Source organism: Alteraurantiacibacter buctensis (genome assembly GCF_009827655.1).
Lineage (GTDB): Bacteria > Pseudomonadota > Alphaproteobacteria > Sphingomonadales > Sphingomonadaceae > Alteraurantiacibacter > Alteraurantiacibacter buctensis.
Genome location: NZ_WTYV01000001.1, coordinates 485,877 through 500,034, shown reverse-complemented (window position 1 = coordinate 500,034; position 14,158 = coordinate 485,877). Strand labels below are relative to the sequence as shown.

General features: G+C 68.8%; 16 protein-coding genes and 1 tRNA gene. 5 read left to right on the top strand and 12 right to left on the bottom strand.

The genetic code is table 11. The features are described from left to right. Positions 1-8: 8 nt before the first annotated feature. The 8 genes from GRI99_RS02250 to GRI99_RS02215 form a co-directional block, all read right to left on the bottom strand. Positions 9-707 carry a DsbA family protein gene (locus GRI99_RS02250; protein WP_237438072.1) on the bottom strand — a complete coding sequence of 233 codons (699 nt, stop codon included), beginning with the start codon at positions 705-707 and terminating at the stop codon, positions 9-11. 9 nt (positions 708-716) lie between these two features. Beyond that, complete coding sequence (locus GRI99_RS02245) at positions 717-2,072, bottom strand: M48 family metalloprotease (protein WP_160770367.1); 1,356 nt, start codon at positions 2,070-2,072, stop codon at positions 717-719. Positions 2,073-2,143: 71 nt separating this feature from the next. Continuing rightward, positions 2,144-3,487 carry a PAS domain-containing protein gene (locus GRI99_RS02240; protein ID WP_160770366.1) on the bottom strand — a complete coding sequence of 448 codons (1,344 nt, stop codon included), beginning with the start codon at positions 3,485-3,487 and terminating at the stop codon, positions 2,144-2,146. 86 nt (positions 3,488-3,573) lie between these two features. Further along, the gene (locus GRI99_RS02235; RefSeq protein ID WP_337192829.1) at positions 3,574-3,996 is read right to left on the bottom strand and encodes a DUF2141 domain-containing protein; all 423 of its coding nucleotides are present in this window, start codon (positions 3,994-3,996) and stop codon (positions 3,574-3,576) included. Between the two features lie 11 nt (positions 3,997-4,007). Next, positions 4,008-4,748: a sterol desaturase family protein gene (locus tag GRI99_RS02230; RefSeq protein ID WP_237438071.1), complete on the bottom strand. Its 741-nt coding sequence runs from the start codon at positions 4,746-4,748 to the stop codon at positions 4,008-4,010. 81 nt (positions 4,749-4,829) lie between these two features. Further along, on the bottom strand, positions 4,830-5,336 hold the full coding sequence (locus GRI99_RS02225; RefSeq protein ID WP_160770364.1) for an MmcB family DNA repair protein: 507 nt from the start codon (positions 5,334-5,336) through the stop codon (positions 4,830-4,832). Positions 5,337-5,398: 62 nt separating this feature from the next. Further along, positions 5,399-5,830, bottom strand: a complete 432-nt coding sequence (locus GRI99_RS02220; protein ID WP_237438070.1) for a hypothetical protein — start codon at positions 5,828-5,830, stop codon at positions 5,399-5,401. A 62-nt stretch (positions 5,831-5,892) separates the two neighbouring features. Beyond that, positions 5,893-6,705, bottom strand: a complete 813-nt coding sequence (locus GRI99_RS02215) for a hypothetical protein (RefSeq protein ID WP_160770363.1) — start codon at positions 6,703-6,705, stop codon at positions 5,893-5,895. A gap of 186 nt (positions 6,706-6,891) precedes the next feature. Here GRI99_RS02215 and GRI99_RS02210 point away from each other — a divergent pair, with 186 nt between their 5' ends. From GRI99_RS02210 to GRI99_RS02200, 3 genes are all read left to right on the top strand, one after another. Then, a complete protein-coding gene (locus GRI99_RS02210) occupies positions 6,892-7,299 on the top strand; it encodes a DUF6152 family protein (protein ID WP_160770362.1) in 408 nt (135 codons plus the stop codon). 60 nt (positions 7,300-7,359) lie between these two features. Beyond that, positions 7,360-7,436, top strand: a tRNA-Arg gene (locus GRI99_RS02205). A 140-nt stretch (positions 7,437-7,576) separates the two neighbouring features. Continuing rightward, positions 7,577-8,419 carry an arylamine N-acetyltransferase family protein gene (locus GRI99_RS02200; RefSeq protein WP_160770361.1) on the top strand — a complete coding sequence of 281 codons (843 nt, stop codon included), beginning with the start codon at positions 7,577-7,579 and terminating at the stop codon, positions 8,417-8,419. 8 nt (positions 8,420-8,427) lie between these two features. Here the strand turns inward: GRI99_RS02200 and GRI99_RS02195 are convergent, their stop codons facing one another. Genes GRI99_RS02195 through GRI99_RS02185 form a run of 3 tightly spaced genes read right to left on the bottom strand, consistent with a single transcriptional unit; the run spans position 8,428 to position 11,493 of the window. Then, positions 8,428-9,237: an acetoacetate decarboxylase family protein gene (locus tag GRI99_RS02195; RefSeq protein WP_160770360.1), complete on the bottom strand. Its 810-nt coding sequence runs from the start codon at positions 9,235-9,237 to the stop codon at positions 8,428-8,430. Between the two features lie 40 nt (positions 9,238-9,277). Next, on the bottom strand, positions 9,278-10,243 hold the full coding sequence (locus tag GRI99_RS02190) for an acyltransferase family protein (protein WP_160770359.1): 966 nt from the start codon (positions 10,241-10,243) through the stop codon (positions 9,278-9,280). A gap of 53 nt (positions 10,244-10,296) precedes the next feature. Beyond that, positions 10,297-11,493 (bottom strand): M20 metallopeptidase family protein, encoded by a 1,197-nt coding sequence (locus tag GRI99_RS02185; protein WP_160770358.1) that lies wholly within the window; start codon positions 11,491-11,493, stop codon positions 10,297-10,299. A 165-nt stretch (positions 11,494-11,658) separates the two neighbouring features. On the opposite strand from GRI99_RS02185, the gene GRI99_RS02180 reads away from it, so the two are divergent. Beyond that, the gene (locus tag GRI99_RS02180; RefSeq protein WP_160770357.1) at positions 11,659-12,684 is read left to right on the top strand and encodes a diacylglycerol kinase family protein; all 1,026 of its coding nucleotides are present in this window, start codon (positions 11,659-11,661) and stop codon (positions 12,682-12,684) included. Beyond that, positions 12,681-13,574: a hypothetical protein gene (locus tag GRI99_RS02175; protein WP_160770356.1), complete on the top strand. Its 894-nt coding sequence runs from the start codon at positions 12,681-12,683 to the stop codon at positions 13,572-13,574. The genes GRI99_RS02180 and GRI99_RS02175 overlap by 4 nt, the downstream gene beginning before the upstream one ends. Before the next feature lies 1 nt (position 13,575). Here the strand turns inward: GRI99_RS02175 and GRI99_RS02170 are convergent, their stop codons facing one another. Next, on the bottom strand, positions 13,576-14,091 hold the full coding sequence (locus GRI99_RS02170) for a DUF2141 domain-containing protein (protein WP_160770355.1): 516 nt from the start codon (positions 14,089-14,091) through the stop codon (positions 13,576-13,578). Positions 14,092-14,158: the final 67 nt, after the last annotated feature.

Sequence of the window (14,158 nt, the reverse complement as noted above, 5' to 3'; positions counted from 1 at the left end):
GCCCGGCCTCAACCGGCCTCGCGCGCGTCGGCCACGGCGCGGCCCAGCGCGTCCAGGCCCACCGCGCCATCAAGCGCCCGGTCACCCACGATCCAGGCAGGCGTGCCGCTGATGCCCAGGTTCTGGGCCAGGAACATGGTGTTCTGCAGGTGGCTTTCGAAGCGACCGGATTCGATGGCCTGGCGGGCCATTGCCAGGTTGACCCCGGCGCTGGTGGCGGCAGCCTCGATCGTGGCCGGGGTTACCTGTCCGGCGGCGAACATGGCATCGTGGAACTGGGCAAACCGGCCCTGCTGGGCGGCAGCCAGCGCCATGCGCGCGGCATCGGCGCTGTGTTCGGTCAGGATCGGATATTCGCGGATCACCACCTTCAGGTCCGGGTTGGCGGCGATCAGGCTGGTCACATCGGGCAGGCTCTGCCGGCAATAGGTGCAGGCATAGTCGGTGAATTCCACCAGGGTGATCGTCCCCGCCGGATTGCCCAGCACCATGCCGGGGAAGGGGGTTTCCAGTTCCGCCCGCACCGGGGCGATGCGTGCGGCAGTATCGCGGGTCTGCAAGACCTCCATCGCCTCGGGCAGCACTTCGGGATTGGCCAGCAGGTAGGACCGGGTCTGCATGTCGGACAGCCCCGTCAGGGCAAACAACGCCGCACCAGCAAACCCGGCAAACAGCGAAACGGCAATCGTAACGATCCAGCGCATCATCGGATACAGCTAGTCGCGATCCTCCTCGCGTTCAATCGCCACGCGCGCCTCGCGGCCGATGTCCTGCGCGCGGATCCAGTCGGGCGAGCCGGCGGGCAGCGCCGATTCGGCCGCGCCGGCATTGGCAAAGGCGCCTCGGAAATTGCCCGAGAGCACCTGCTGTTCGGCACTGGCGAGCTGGGCGCGGGGAAAATCGCCGCGCATCCCGTAAACCACGCCAAGCTGGTACCAGGCGAAGGGGTTCTGCCGGTCCTTGCCCACGGCGGCGCGCAGCACCCGCTCTGCCTCCTCCAGGTAGGCCGGGTTCTCGGTGGCGACCAGCGCGTGGCCCAGTGTGGGGGCGATCAGCGGGTCCGAATTGGTCAGCTCCACCGCGCGGCGCAGCGGTGCCAGCGAGGCTTCGGGATGGCCCGATTCGAGCAGGATCTGGCCCTTCAGCTCCAGGAAATAGGGGTTGTCCGGCTCGGCCGCGATCAGGGCATCGGCCTCCGCCGTTGCCAGGTCCATCTGCGCATCGTGGTGATAGGCATAGGCGCGCGCATAGCGCGCCGGTATGCTGGTCATGTAGGTGGGGAAGGCCGCCAGCGTCCGCTCGGGCGTGGCCTGATAGCCATAAAGCTTGGCCTTCACCCGCTGGAACCGCTCCTCGATGCTCGCATCGCCGGGCCGCTCCCATGCCGCGCTCTGCTCGAAATCGCCGCGCAGGGCCGCAATGCGGTTGCCCGACAGGGGGTGTGTGCGGCCGTATTCCTGGTTCTGGTTCTGGCTGATGCCGCGCATGAATTCGTAGTTCTGCAGCTTGCCGAAAAACTCCAGCGAGCCGCGCCCGCTGATGCCGGCTCCATCGAGGAAGCGGACCGAGGCGGCATCGGCGCTTGATTCCTGCGTGCGGCTGAAACTGAGGAAATTGCTCATCGCTGCCTGCTGGCCCAGCGCCATCGCCGCCATCGCCGCCTCGCCCCCGCCGGCCAGCGCTGCGGCAATGCCGGCCAGCGTGGTCAGCAGCGAAATGCGCATGGCATTGCTCGCGCCTTCATAGATGCGCAGCGAATGGCCGCCCACGATATGGCCCAGCTCGTGCGCCATCACGCCCTGCACCTGCAGCGCATTGTCGCTTTCCGCGATCAGCCCGGTGTGGATGTACATCCGCTGCCCGGTGGCCACGAAGGCGTTGATGGAATTGTCGTTGACCAGGTAGACCTTGACCGAGCCTGCATCCATGCCGGCGGCTTCCACCAGCGGGTCGAGCATGTCCTGGAACAGCGCCTCGGTCTCGGCATCGCGCAGGATGGACTGGGCCGCAGCGGGCACGGTGCTGGCAAGCAGCAGCACCAGGCTGGACAGGAAGGCAAGGATCGGGCGCATCGGCGGGGCCTGTCTAACGTGGCCACGCCTGAACGCAAAATGAAGACTGGCGCGATGTGCTCCTGCGCCGGTCAGCCGACCAGCTTGCGCGCGGCGCGCTCCACCAGCCCGGCATCGGGCGGAACCTCGCCCAGCACCACCATGTGCCCCGCACCGGTGCGACGGACCATCACCAGGGCAAACTCCTCGCCATCGGCAGGCAGGGCTGACAGGTCCAGCGGGGCAAGCTGGCGCAGGGCGTGGAAGGCGTTCACATGGCGGGCCAGCGGGCTGGCCTCGTCGTCGGCCCGGCGCAAGGCGCGTTCCTGCGCCACCACGCCCTTGAGGCCGCCCGGGGCCGCGCGCAGGTAATCGGCCAGCGCACCCTGCGGCAGGCCCAGCCGCTGGGCGTGCAGCAGGGCGGCGGCATATTCGGTCAGCCGCGTCTTGTCGTAATCTGCCCCGAAGACAAGCTTGACCACCGGGGTCATCGGCGCGCGGTCCTGCACGGTCAGGCCGGCATCGGCCACCAGCCCGGCGAAATCGTCGGGTGCGGCAGCGGCGGCCAGGGCAAAATCGTAGGCCCGGCCAATCGCCTGGTAGAGCGCCTGGCGGGTCCGGTCCTCGCTGGTGCGGGCTTCGGCGGCCAAGGCGCGGGCGGCGGCCAGGATATCGGCCAGGCTGTCGGATCCGGACGCAGGGGCAGGGGCCGGCCCAGGCGCGGCATCATCGTCCAGCAGCCCGAAAGAGGGTACGGGAAGCGCCTGCGCAACCATCGCACCGGGGCCGTCGGCCCAGTCGGCCAGCGGCGTGTCGCTGCGGGTGCGCGGCAGTTCCAGCGCCTGGTCGATCTCCAGCAGCAGCTCGTCCGCGGTGCGGGCGTCGGCCAGCTCCTTCCAGTTAATCACGCCAAAGATGAAGTCGATCGTCTCGTCGTTGCTTGAAAAGGGCAGCAGGATCCCGCGATAGAGCACCGTGGTGCCGCGCGGGGTGATGAATTCCGCCTCGAAGCCGATCGGGGCCTGGTTGGCCAGGATCTGCATGTAATGGTCGGTAATCCGGCTGAGCAGCGAGCGCGATGGCACGTCGGACAGGCGGCGGATCGTGCCACTGGCCTTGGCGTCGGCGGCATCGCATTCGGCGGCCAGCCGGTCACCGATGAAGACCACGGCGGGATCGTCGATTCCCGCGGAGAAATCCAGCAGCACCCCGTGCGGGCCGAAATCGGGCAGGCTTTCTGGGTGAAGATCCTCCACGGCGGGGAAATTGCGGTTGTCGAGCAGGCCCGCCCAGAAGTTGTAGGCGCGCACCTGCATGCGGCGCTCGTCCCCGCCGATCACCGCCGGGGGCGCATCGCCGGAAGCGTCGTGGGACGGCAGGTAGCTGTCGTTATCGGCGGCATCCTGGCTGCCGAACTGTCCCCGCAATGTGTCCATCGCCACGCAATCCCTTGATCTTGTACGGGGACCGCTATGGCGCGACGTGGTAAATATTCGGTGAAGTTGTGCCCGGTATTACCCGCTTAGAGCATATAGCGCATGCGGATGCTCTGCCGGTTGGGCGCAGTGCCCAGGTCGAAGGCGGCATCGGTGAAGTGCGGCGGGCCCATGCGGACCGGGGCATCGCGCGAGAAGCCGAAGCCTTCGCGCGGAATCATCAGCATCTTGTCCACCCGGCCGTTGCCGTTTTCATCATGCAGCACGGCCACGGCATAGGTGCCCGGCGGCACGTCATCGAATTCCAGCACCAGGTTGCTGCCGGCATGGACGGTCAGCCGCTGGGCAGCCGGATCGCGGTCGCAATCGGGGAAGTGGCGCGGGGCGGAGGTGAGGCAGGCCTGCACCAGGCCATTGGTGTTGCGCAAGCCCGTTACCGCCACGCTGACCGAGGTTGACCCCGCGGTGGAGGCGGCGGGCGTTGCCAGCAGCAGCCCGGCACCGGCCACCGCCCCACCTGCTACAAGCGCGGCGAAAGCCCGCGATCGGTGCCGCAGAGCTTGTCCCAGAAGCGGAAGTACAGGCCGAAATTGCATAGGTACTCGTCGTGATGGCGCTGGTGATGCGTCGCCGTTATCACCCAATTGCCTGCTTTGGAATGAACAAGCGCGCGGGGGAACATCTCCCAGCCCATGTGATTGGTCACGCCCATCACGGTCATGATCAGCAACACCAGCCCCAGCACGCCGATGTGGACCGGAATTACGAACACCAGCAGCGGCACCACCAGGGCGCCGGTCAGCGCCTCGATCGGGTGAAAGCTCATTGCCGCCCAGGCCGTGGGCGGGCGGCTGGCATGGTGGACCGCATGGGCCAGTTTGAACCAGCGCGGCACGTGCATCCAGCGGTGGGTCCAGTAGAACCAGGTGTCGTGCGCGAAGAGGTAGAGGAACAGCGAGAGCGGCAGGTACCACAGCGGCCAGGCCGACACATCGGTGTAGATCTGCGTCCACCCGCGGTTCTGCCAGCCCCAGGCAACCAGCCCGGCGGGCAGCCCATAGATCGCCGCCGAGACCAGCGACCAGCCGATTTCCGCTTTCACCTGCCGGTCAAGCCCCTGGTACAGCCCGGGATGCAGCCGCCCGGTCAGCCAGGCGAAGAAACCGCTGGTGGCCAGGTAGCGCAGGCCCACGATCAGCACCATCGCCACGGCCGATGCGGCGGCGGCCAGGGCCAGGGGTGCGGGATCGGTGCCGGTCATGCCCGGTCGGTTAGCACTGCCGCGCGGCTTGCAACAGGGGGGCTTTGGGCCGCCTGGCCGGGGCGGGCCGCGTTTGGGCCATCACTCCCAGCTGGCGCAGGCCGGATCGCCCAGCACGGTCTGGCGGCGCAGGGCGGCGCGGGCGAGACGCTCGATCTCGGCCTTGCGGCGAGCGGGGGCCAGCGGCTGGCTGGGGGCGGGGCGGACGATTTCCGCATCGTAGGCATCGCCCACCATGATGCCGCACAGGTCGGGCCGGAAATCCGCCCCGTCCAGGCAGGCGCGGTCAAGCTCTGGCGGCAGGGCCCAGTAGAACCGGTCGCAGAAATCGAGGTAGTCGGGCCACTTGCCGTCGCCCATCAGGTCACCCCGGGCGGTCTTGATCTCCACGATCACGATCTGCCCGCGCGGGTCCAGCCCCATCAGGTCGGCCCGGCGCCGGTTACGCAGCGGCATTTCCGGGATCAGCCACACCCCGTTGCGGGCGAACAGGCGGCATACGCCGCGCGCCACCTCCAGCGCCCGCTGGCCGTGGCGGCCGGCGAAGTCGGAAGCGGACACAGGTTGGGCAAGCGGCGAATCGGGCATGCCGCAATTCTGGAACGAAAGTAGAACACGGTCAAGCGGCTGGCGCTTGCCGGAGGGCCGGTTCAGGCCAGCCGGGGGTGCCCCATGTCGCCGCTGGGCGGCAGCAGCGCCAGCACAGCGGCGCGCGCGGCGGTGAATTCACGCCACAGGGCGTGGGCGGCGGGGCGCGGATCGGCGCCTCGGGCGTTGACCGCCAGCAGGGCGGCGATGCCCGGTTCCATCACGGCAGCCAGATCGGCCACCATGTTCTCGGCCAGATCGCGCCGCCATTGTGGGCACTCGCGGATCAGCACGGGGAAATTGCGCAGCGCCCGGCTGGTCGCCTCGGGCTCCACCCCGGCCAGCGTGGCCACTACCGTGCCGGCATCGCCCAGGGCGGACCAGCGCATGCTGGTGGCGCTGGCGGCCAGCGTGCCGCGCTCGGCGGCGGGGCGGGGCGGGGCAGCAGGGCTGCGCGGGGCGTACTGGCCAAACTGGGCAGGCGGAATGTTCATGCCGCCGGACTTACCCTGTCCCGGCTTGCCAATTGGTTAGCGGGCAGGCCGCAGGCGTCCACTTACTCGGCGGGAGCAGGCCCGAACGGGTCGGGCTCGTCCAGATGCTCGAATCCCAGGTCGATATTGGCCCCGTTCTCGCCCGCTTCCAGCCGGTTGTTCTCCGAGCAGACATATTCGCGGATCGGGAACTCGTTATCCAGCTTGTAAGCCACCCGCGTCACATAGGGCTGGGCCAGCAGTTCCGGATTGGTGATGGTGTACTCGATGAACAGGCTTTCCGGCCCGGCGCGCCAGATATGCTCATGCACGCGGCTGGCTTCGGTGTGCGGCAGGCCGGGCACGATGTTGGTGCGCGGATGCAGGCCGTTGGTGTCCACCACCAGGGTATCGCCATCCCAGAAGCCGACCGAATTGCCGTTGTAGAACAGGTCGAAATCCTCGGGCAACGGGCGCCCGTCGGTATAGACCCGGCGGGCCTGGGCATAGGCTTCGGTCAGGATCGTCACCCGTCCCGGGCTGAACAGGATCTCGATCGGATAGGGCTGCTGCATCAGGCCCGGCAGGCCCGGCGGCAGGCACTGGGCCTGGGCTTCCTGGTTGGGGCCGTTCTCGCGGATCGATTCGTTATAGGCGTCGAGGATCTGCCGCCCCCGCTCGGTCAGCACCGGGCGGGCGCCGCGGGTCGAAAAAAGCTGCGACCAGTCGGGATACCAGATGCCGCCCCAGTCCGGCAGGCCGGTGACAGTGCCGTAATCGGTGGCGCGCGGCGGGGCATAGGCCTCCTGCGCGGCCACCGGTGCAGCCAGCACCACAGCGGATGCCAATACGGCGCCAAGCAGTCCTGCGTGCATCCCCACAGCCCTCAAAGTCATCTGCTCCCTCCCCGGATCTCAGGCGGCATTTCCTGCCTGCGCTGGTTGATTTTGCCCATCCAAATGATGTCGCAATTGGTATCAAGTCAAGGCACCGGGTTGATTTTGTCAAACGGTTGCTGGCAAAGGATCGTCGACGTGTTTTGCTCAGGGTGCGTTCAACCGCCCTGGCTCAGGAGAGAGAGCATGAAGAGCACCATCATCCGTCGTGGGTTGCTGGCCTGCGCTGTCGCTGTTGCATCGGTCGCCACGCTGGCGATTCCGGGGTCCGCCCACCACTCCACCGCCATGTTCGCCTGGGGCACCAGCACCCGGCTGGACAACATGACGGTGGACCGCTGGGAGTGGACCAATCCGCACACCTTCCTCTACGCCCATTCGGCCGATGGCACGCGCTATGCGTTTGAAGGGATGAGCCCCAACCACCTGGTGCGCTATGGCTGGTCGCGCCGCTCGCTGCAGCCCGGGCAGGTGATCAGCCTGACGCACTATGCCCTGCGCGACGGGCGCAATGGCGGCTTCAACGTCACCGTCACCCTGCCCAACGGCACCACGCTCAACCAGTTCGGCGAGTCCGGTTCGCGCACGCGCTGATCGCTTGGTCCACAATAGGACTTGGCGTTGGCCCCGCCCGTTGCTAGGCGGCCCCCTGTTGCACCCGTAGCTCAGCTGGATAGAGCGCTGCCCTCCGAAGGCAGAGGTCACAGGTTCGAATCCTGTCGGGTGCGCCAAGGGCGCCGCTCCAGCAGGAGTGGCGCCCTTGGCGCATCCACGGAGCCAAACTTCGTTCGGAGTCGCAGGCCCGCCGGGCCGGAGGCGGGCGGAGCGAAGCGCAGCCCAATCCTGCTGTGTGCAGGGCCCGGAGTGGACCATGCCTGACGAAAAGCTATTCAGATACCTCGCCCGCATCGGCCTGGCCGGCCCCATGCCGGGCGATCCTGCCGGCCTCACCCGCTGGCTGGCCGCGCACCGGCAGGCGATCCCGTTCGAGAACCTCGACATCCCGCTGGGCCGGGGCGTTGCCATCGACGGGGCGAATGTCTTCGCCAAGCTGGTGGAGCGGCGGCGGGGCGGTTACTGTTTCGAGCAGAACCGCCTGCTTGGCGACATGCTGGCTCTGGCGGACCTGCCCACCCGCCCGCTGCTGGCGCGCGTCCTGCTGGGCGTGCCGCCGGGCCAGGTGCCGCCGCGCACCCACGTGCTGCTGCTGGCGCGGATCGGCGGGCAGGATTGGATCGCCGACGGCGGCTTCGGCGGCAGCTTCGTGCCCCCGCTGCCCCTGGCGGACGGGGCCAGCGCGGACACGGCGGACGGCGCGGCCCATCGCCTGCGGCACATCGTTGATTCGCGGGGAGAATGGCTGCTGGAACGGGCCGAACCGGTGGAGGGGGCCGATGGCCGCTATACCCCCAGCAGCGAATGGCAGCCGCAATATGCCTTCGACCTGGCACCGGTGGCGCAGGGTGACCTGGAGCAGGGCAACCACTGGACATCCACCCGCCCCGGTGAACGCTTCACCACCTTCCACGTGGTCAGCCGCGTGCTGCCCGGCGGCTTTGCCGGGCTGACCGGCGACCGGCTGGCGATCTATCGCGATGGCGAGACGCAGAAGCGGCAGGTGGCAGACCTGGCCGATTATGCCGACGTGCTGGATACCGTGTTCGGCCTCAGCCTGCCGGAGGAGGACCTGGCGCGGCTGCGCCCCTTCGGCTGACGGGCCGCTCAGTCTACCACCAGTTCGCGCTGGCCGCTGCCGTCTCCGCCGCCGGACACATGGGTGCGGCTGGCGGGCAGGAAATCGTGCAGCGGCAGGGCGGCCAGGCCGTTCACGATACGATACTGCGTGGGCATGTCCTCCCACCGCGCGGGATGGAAGGCGAAACGGCCGCTGCCGCCCTCACTGGCAACAAGCGTGGCGGGCGGGCCGTCTGGCGCGGTCCGCGTCAGGCAGTCGACATCGGCCTGCCCGGGAAGGCCGGTGCGCGGCACGTACTTGCGGAACACCATTGGCGGCGGCGGCGCGGGCGGAGCGGCGGGCGCGAAGCCGGTGGCCTCCGCCGACAGGAACGGGTGCCCGTCCCAGCTTGCCACGCCGGTCCAGCCGCCGTCTGCTGCCGTGTACTGGGCAATCTCGCCATAGATCTTGGCCCAGCCCAGCTCCTCGCGGCCGGTGATGATGGGATCGGCCATGTTCTCCCACACCACGGGCACGAAATGGCCCGCCACATCCTGGTCGCCCTCGCGCCAGCGGGCGGGAATGCGGACCATCACGATGTCGTAACCGCGCCCAGCCAGCCAGCCGATGTTGCGGAAGGCGGTGAAGACCATCTCGATCCGCGGTGCGCCGTCCAGCGAGAGGCCGGCGGGCAGCAGGGCCTGCAGCATGGCGCCGTCGCTATGCGCGGCCAGGGTGACCGAGTGGATATCCTTGGTGTAGCGCCGGTGCCGCTGGTCCTGCGGCAGGTTGCGCGGGCCGGGGGCCGGGCCAAAGCACAGCGGCATCCGGAACCATCCGTCGAGTTCTTCGGTCATCGGGATGGCTTAGGCCTGCGCTGGCGGGCCATGCAAGAGGCTAGGCAGGCAGCGGACGGGTGGCAGTCCGGCGTTGGCCCAGCGCGATGAAGGGTCGTTCTACCCAGAAATAGACCGCGCTCGCCACGGCAATCGTGGCTGCCGGCACGGCCAGCACATACAGCGTTGCATCGATGGCCAGCAGGCCGTGCAGGGCGCGCAGCACCGGTTCCTGGAACAGGTAGACCGAATAGCTGATCGTCCCCAGGAACACCGGCACCCGCCCCGCCGCCGGCTGGCGCAACACGGTTGCCAGGAAGATCGGCACGGCCAGCAAGGTGGCAGTCAGGCGCGGCAGCCCGTCGATGCGCGGATTGCCGCCGTCGAACAGCAGGGCATAGCCGCTGCCCGCCGCCAGCAGCGCTACGGTTGCGGCCACGGCCCAGGGTCGTGCCCTGGGATCCTGCTCCAGCAGGGCCAGGCGCAGCAGCAGGCCGGTCAGCAGCAGCGAGAAGTTGAGCAGCATGCCCGCGTATCCCGTGGGCACGGCAGGCACCACGCCCGCCAGCAGCACCAGCGTGGCCAGGCCCACCACCCGCGCGTTGCGCAGCAGGCCGCACGTGAACAGCCCGGCGACTACCAGGTAAAACGCCAGTTCGTAGGTCAGCGTCCAGTAGACTCCCGCCAGTTCGGGCAGGCCCAGCGGGCGGGCGATCATCGCCATGTTGGCGAGCACCACGCCCGGCGTGGCGCTGGCAAAGGCCAGCATCACCGCGATGGACAGCCACAAGGCCGGGAGCAGGCGCGCCGCGCGGCTGATGGCGAAGCGGCGCAGCGGCCGATCGCCGCGAATGCTGAATGGCACCACGAAGCCGGAAATCAGGAAGAACAGGAACACGCCCAGCCGGCCGATATTGCACCATTGCAGCAGCACGAAATGCGGCACGGCCTGCTCCAGCACATGCTGCAGCACCACCAGCAGCGCGGCGATCCCGCGCAGCGCATCGAGGCATTCGAGCCGCTTCATCCGGCGGCCGGTCTAGCGCGGCAATGGTTAATTTGGCCCTTGCCGGAGGAGTCTTACGCCCAGCCGCGCTCCAGGTAGCGCAGGGCGCAGGATGCCAGGAAGGCGCTGCCCTTGGGCATCACGCTCTCGTCCACCATCATCCGGCTGTTGTGGATACCGCAACAGGTGGTCCAGTCCTTGCCCTCGTGCGCCACGCCCAGGAAGAACATGGCTCCCGGCACCTTCTGCAGCACGTAGGAGAAGTCTTCCGCGCCCATCAGCGAATGGGCCATCTGGTGCCACTTGTCCGGCCCGCCCATCTCCTCGGCCACGGCGCGGCCCAGGTCGATCGCGCGCGGATCGTTGTTGGTGACGGGGAAGCCTTCGGTGACCGTGACGTCCGCCGTGCAGCCGTGGGCGCGGGCGGTCAGCTCGGCCACCTCGGTCAGCGCCGCGCGCACCGCCTGCCGCCGCTCGGCAGACAGGGTGCGGATCGTGCCGCGCATGTGGGCGTGGTTGGGGATGATGTTGTGCGCCGTGCCCGCCTCGATCATCGAGACGGTGACCACGGTCGCCTCGGACGCGGCGAAGCGGCGGGTCACCATCGCCTGGATGGCGGTGACGATAGCGGCGGCGGCAGGCACCGGATCGGCGGTGTCATGGGGCAGGCTGGCGTGGCCGCCCTTGCCCTGGATGGTGATGTCGAACTGGTCGGCAGCGGCCAGCATGGCCCCGGGCTTGCCGGCGATCATCCCGTGCGGCGAATTGGGCATGATGTGCAGGGCAAAGGCGGCATCGGGCAGGGGATCCAGCAGCCCCTCCTCAAGCATGAAACGCGCGCCGTGGAAGCCTTCCTCGCCCGGCTGGAACATGAAGCGCACTTCGCCCGCAATGTCCGCCTGGCGCGCGGCCAGGATGCGCGCGGCGCCGGCCAGCATGGCGGTGTGGGTATCGTGTCCGCAGGCATGCATCCGCCCGGGAATGGTGGAGGCGAAAGGCAGGCCGGTGTGCTCGTCCATCGGCAGGGCGTCCATGTCGCCGCGCAAGAGCACGCTTGGCCCCGGCCTGGCTCCCTTCAGGGTCGCTACTGCTCCCGTCGTCGTGTTGCCGGTGCGCCACTCCAGCGGCAGGTCGGCCAGCTCGGCGCGGACCTTGGCCAGCGTCAGCGGGGTGTCCAGCCCCAGTTCCGGTTCGGCGTGGATCGCACGGCGCAGGGCAGTAATGCGCGGTTCGATCGCGCGGGCGGCATCAAGCAGGGCGGATGTCAGCATGGGGCCAGTCTATCGCGGGCGAATCGATTGCGCCAGCGGGCAGGTTTTCTTGCGCGACATCGGGGCGGGCAGGCCCTAAGAAGCGCCTCCCCTGGCCATCAGAGGCTTGCGGAACCGGAGAAAAGGGCCAAGACCCTTGCCGGTGTGAATGGTTAAGCAAGACGCATGCACGGTATGATTCATCGTTTCGAACGTCTGCCGCAGGTCGATGCCGCGCCGGTGGACGATGCCGCGCGTGCTGCCCCGCCGGTGCGGGCCGTGCCGCTGGTGGGGTTGATCCGCAATCCGCGCAGCCACGGCCATGCCCGCAGCGGTGATGGCTCGGACCTGCCCGGCGTGATCACCGCCGCCCCTTCGCAGCGCAGCGAGCTGCCGGCCATCCTGGCCGATTTTGCCGCCCAGCGGGTGGATTACATCGCCATCGACGGCGGCGATGGCACCGTGCGTGACGTGCTGAGCTGCGGCGCAGGCGTGTTCGGCGATGCCTGGCCCACGCTGATCCTGCTGCCCAGCGGCAAGACAAATGCCCTGGCCTATGACCTGAAGGTGCCACGCCTGTGGCCGCTGGCGGAGGCACTGGAAGCCGCGCGGCGGGACAGCCACGTGGTGCGCCGCCCGCTGGTGGTGGCCGAGGCGGGCGACGAACGCTCGCAGGTGCGCGGCTTCGTGCTGGGGGCGGGGGTGTTCACCCGCTCGATCAGCCTGGGGCAGGATGCGCACCGCTATGGCGCGTTCAACGCCGCCGCCGTGGGGGTGACCGCGCTGTGGAGCGTGCTGCAGGCCTTCTTCGGTTCGGCCGGCAACCCGTGGCGCAAGACCAGCCGGATGCGCCTGCGGCTGGAGAACGGGCAGGAACTGGCCCACGCCGGCGGTGCGCCTGCGGACGAGCGGTTCATGGTCTTCGCCTCCTCGCTGGAAGGCTTTCCTGCCGGTCTCAAGCCCTTCGGCGACCTGAAGGCGCCGGTGCGGCTGGCGGTGCTGGACAATCCGCGCCGCTCGATCCTGCTGCGCCTGCCGCTGATCTTCCGCGGCCAGATTGCGCCCAAGGTTCTGCGCCAGGGGATGCACGTGGAAGGCGGCGAGGAATTCGTCATGGACCTGTCGGAAACCTTCATCCTCGATGGCGAGGAGTTTCCCGCCGGCCACTACCGCGTGTTCGCCGGCCCCCGGCTGCGCTTCGTAGTTCCGTGAGCGCGCCTCTGGCCGCGCGGGTGGACGCGGCACTGTCCCGCCAGGTCCATCCGGCGGTGGCCGCCTTCGCCGCACGGCTGGCGGGCGAGGCGGATGCCCGGGCGGTGCTGTTCTATGGCTCCAACCTGCGGACCGGCGAGCTGGACGGGGTGATCGACTATTACGTGCTGACCGGCGGCCCGGCGGAACGGGGCCTGTGGCCGCGCGTGTCCTATCGCGAATGGGACTGCGAAGGCCGCACCCTGCGCGCCAAGATCGCCACGATGACGCTGGCCAAGTTCGCTGCCGCCTGCCGGGGCGACAGCCGCGACACCACGGTGTGGGCGCGATTCGTGCAGCCGAGCGCGCTGGTCTGGGCAGCAGACGAGGCCGCGCGTGATGCGGTGGCCGAGGCGTTGCAGAATGCCGCCCGCACCGCCGCCCGGCTGGCCGTGGCGCTGGGGCCGGAACGGGGGAGCGAGCGCGACTATTGGGGCGCACTGTTTCGCAACACCTACAAGGCGGAACTGCGGGTGGAGAAGCCGGGGCGCGAGAATTCGATCCTCGACCTCAATCCCGCGCATTTCGCCGGCCTGCTGCCCGCCGCGCTGGCGGCCGACGGGATGCGCTTCACCGTGCAGGGTGACACGATCGTGCCGGACATGCCGCACTTCCAGCGCCGTGCCGTCCTCTCGTGGTGGGCGAAACGACGGCGGCTGGGCAAGGCGTTGAACGTGGCCCGCCTGGTCCGCGCCACACGCACCTTCGACGGCGCGGGCCGCTATGCGGCGTGGAAGGTAGAACGGCACACCGGGGTGAAGGTGGACGTCACCCCTTGGCGCGAGGCGCATCCGATCCTGTCGGCCCCGGCGGTGCTATGGAAGGTCTGGCGCGCGAAACGCCAGCCCTGACTCACATATACCGCATGTTGAGGTTCAGCGTCACCATGTCGCCGCCCACGGTGAAACGGGTGCGGTTCACGCTGGGGCGGCCCAGGTTGAAGATGTTGATGCTGGGGTTGTTCGACATGGCCCCGCCATCGGTCCTGATGTCGGTGCTGCCGTTGCCGTTGATGTCATGGCGCACGGCCACGGCATAGGACCCGGCCTCGGGCACCGGCAGGCAGAAGCTCATCGCCCCGGCGCGGGCAGGTGCCTCGATGCGGTAGAGCCACTTGCCGCGCTGGAGCCATTCGCTCTCGATCCCGCGATAGAGCTGCACGCGCACCGTGCCGCTGGCCCGTTCAATGCCCGACACGTTGACCCGGATCGACGGTGTGCCGGCGCGGCAGCGGCTCATGTCGTTGCGGATTTCCTGCTGGTACTGGGCCATTGCGGGCACGGCCACCAGGCCGCCGGCCACAACGGCGACGGACGCGGCGGCAGCAAGGACCTTGCCGGAAGCGGCACGGCGAAACTGGGCGAACATGGGCAATCCTGTGACCAAAAGACAATGCCGGGGCAGCCCCCGTTTGCACGTGTAACTAGTGTTTGGC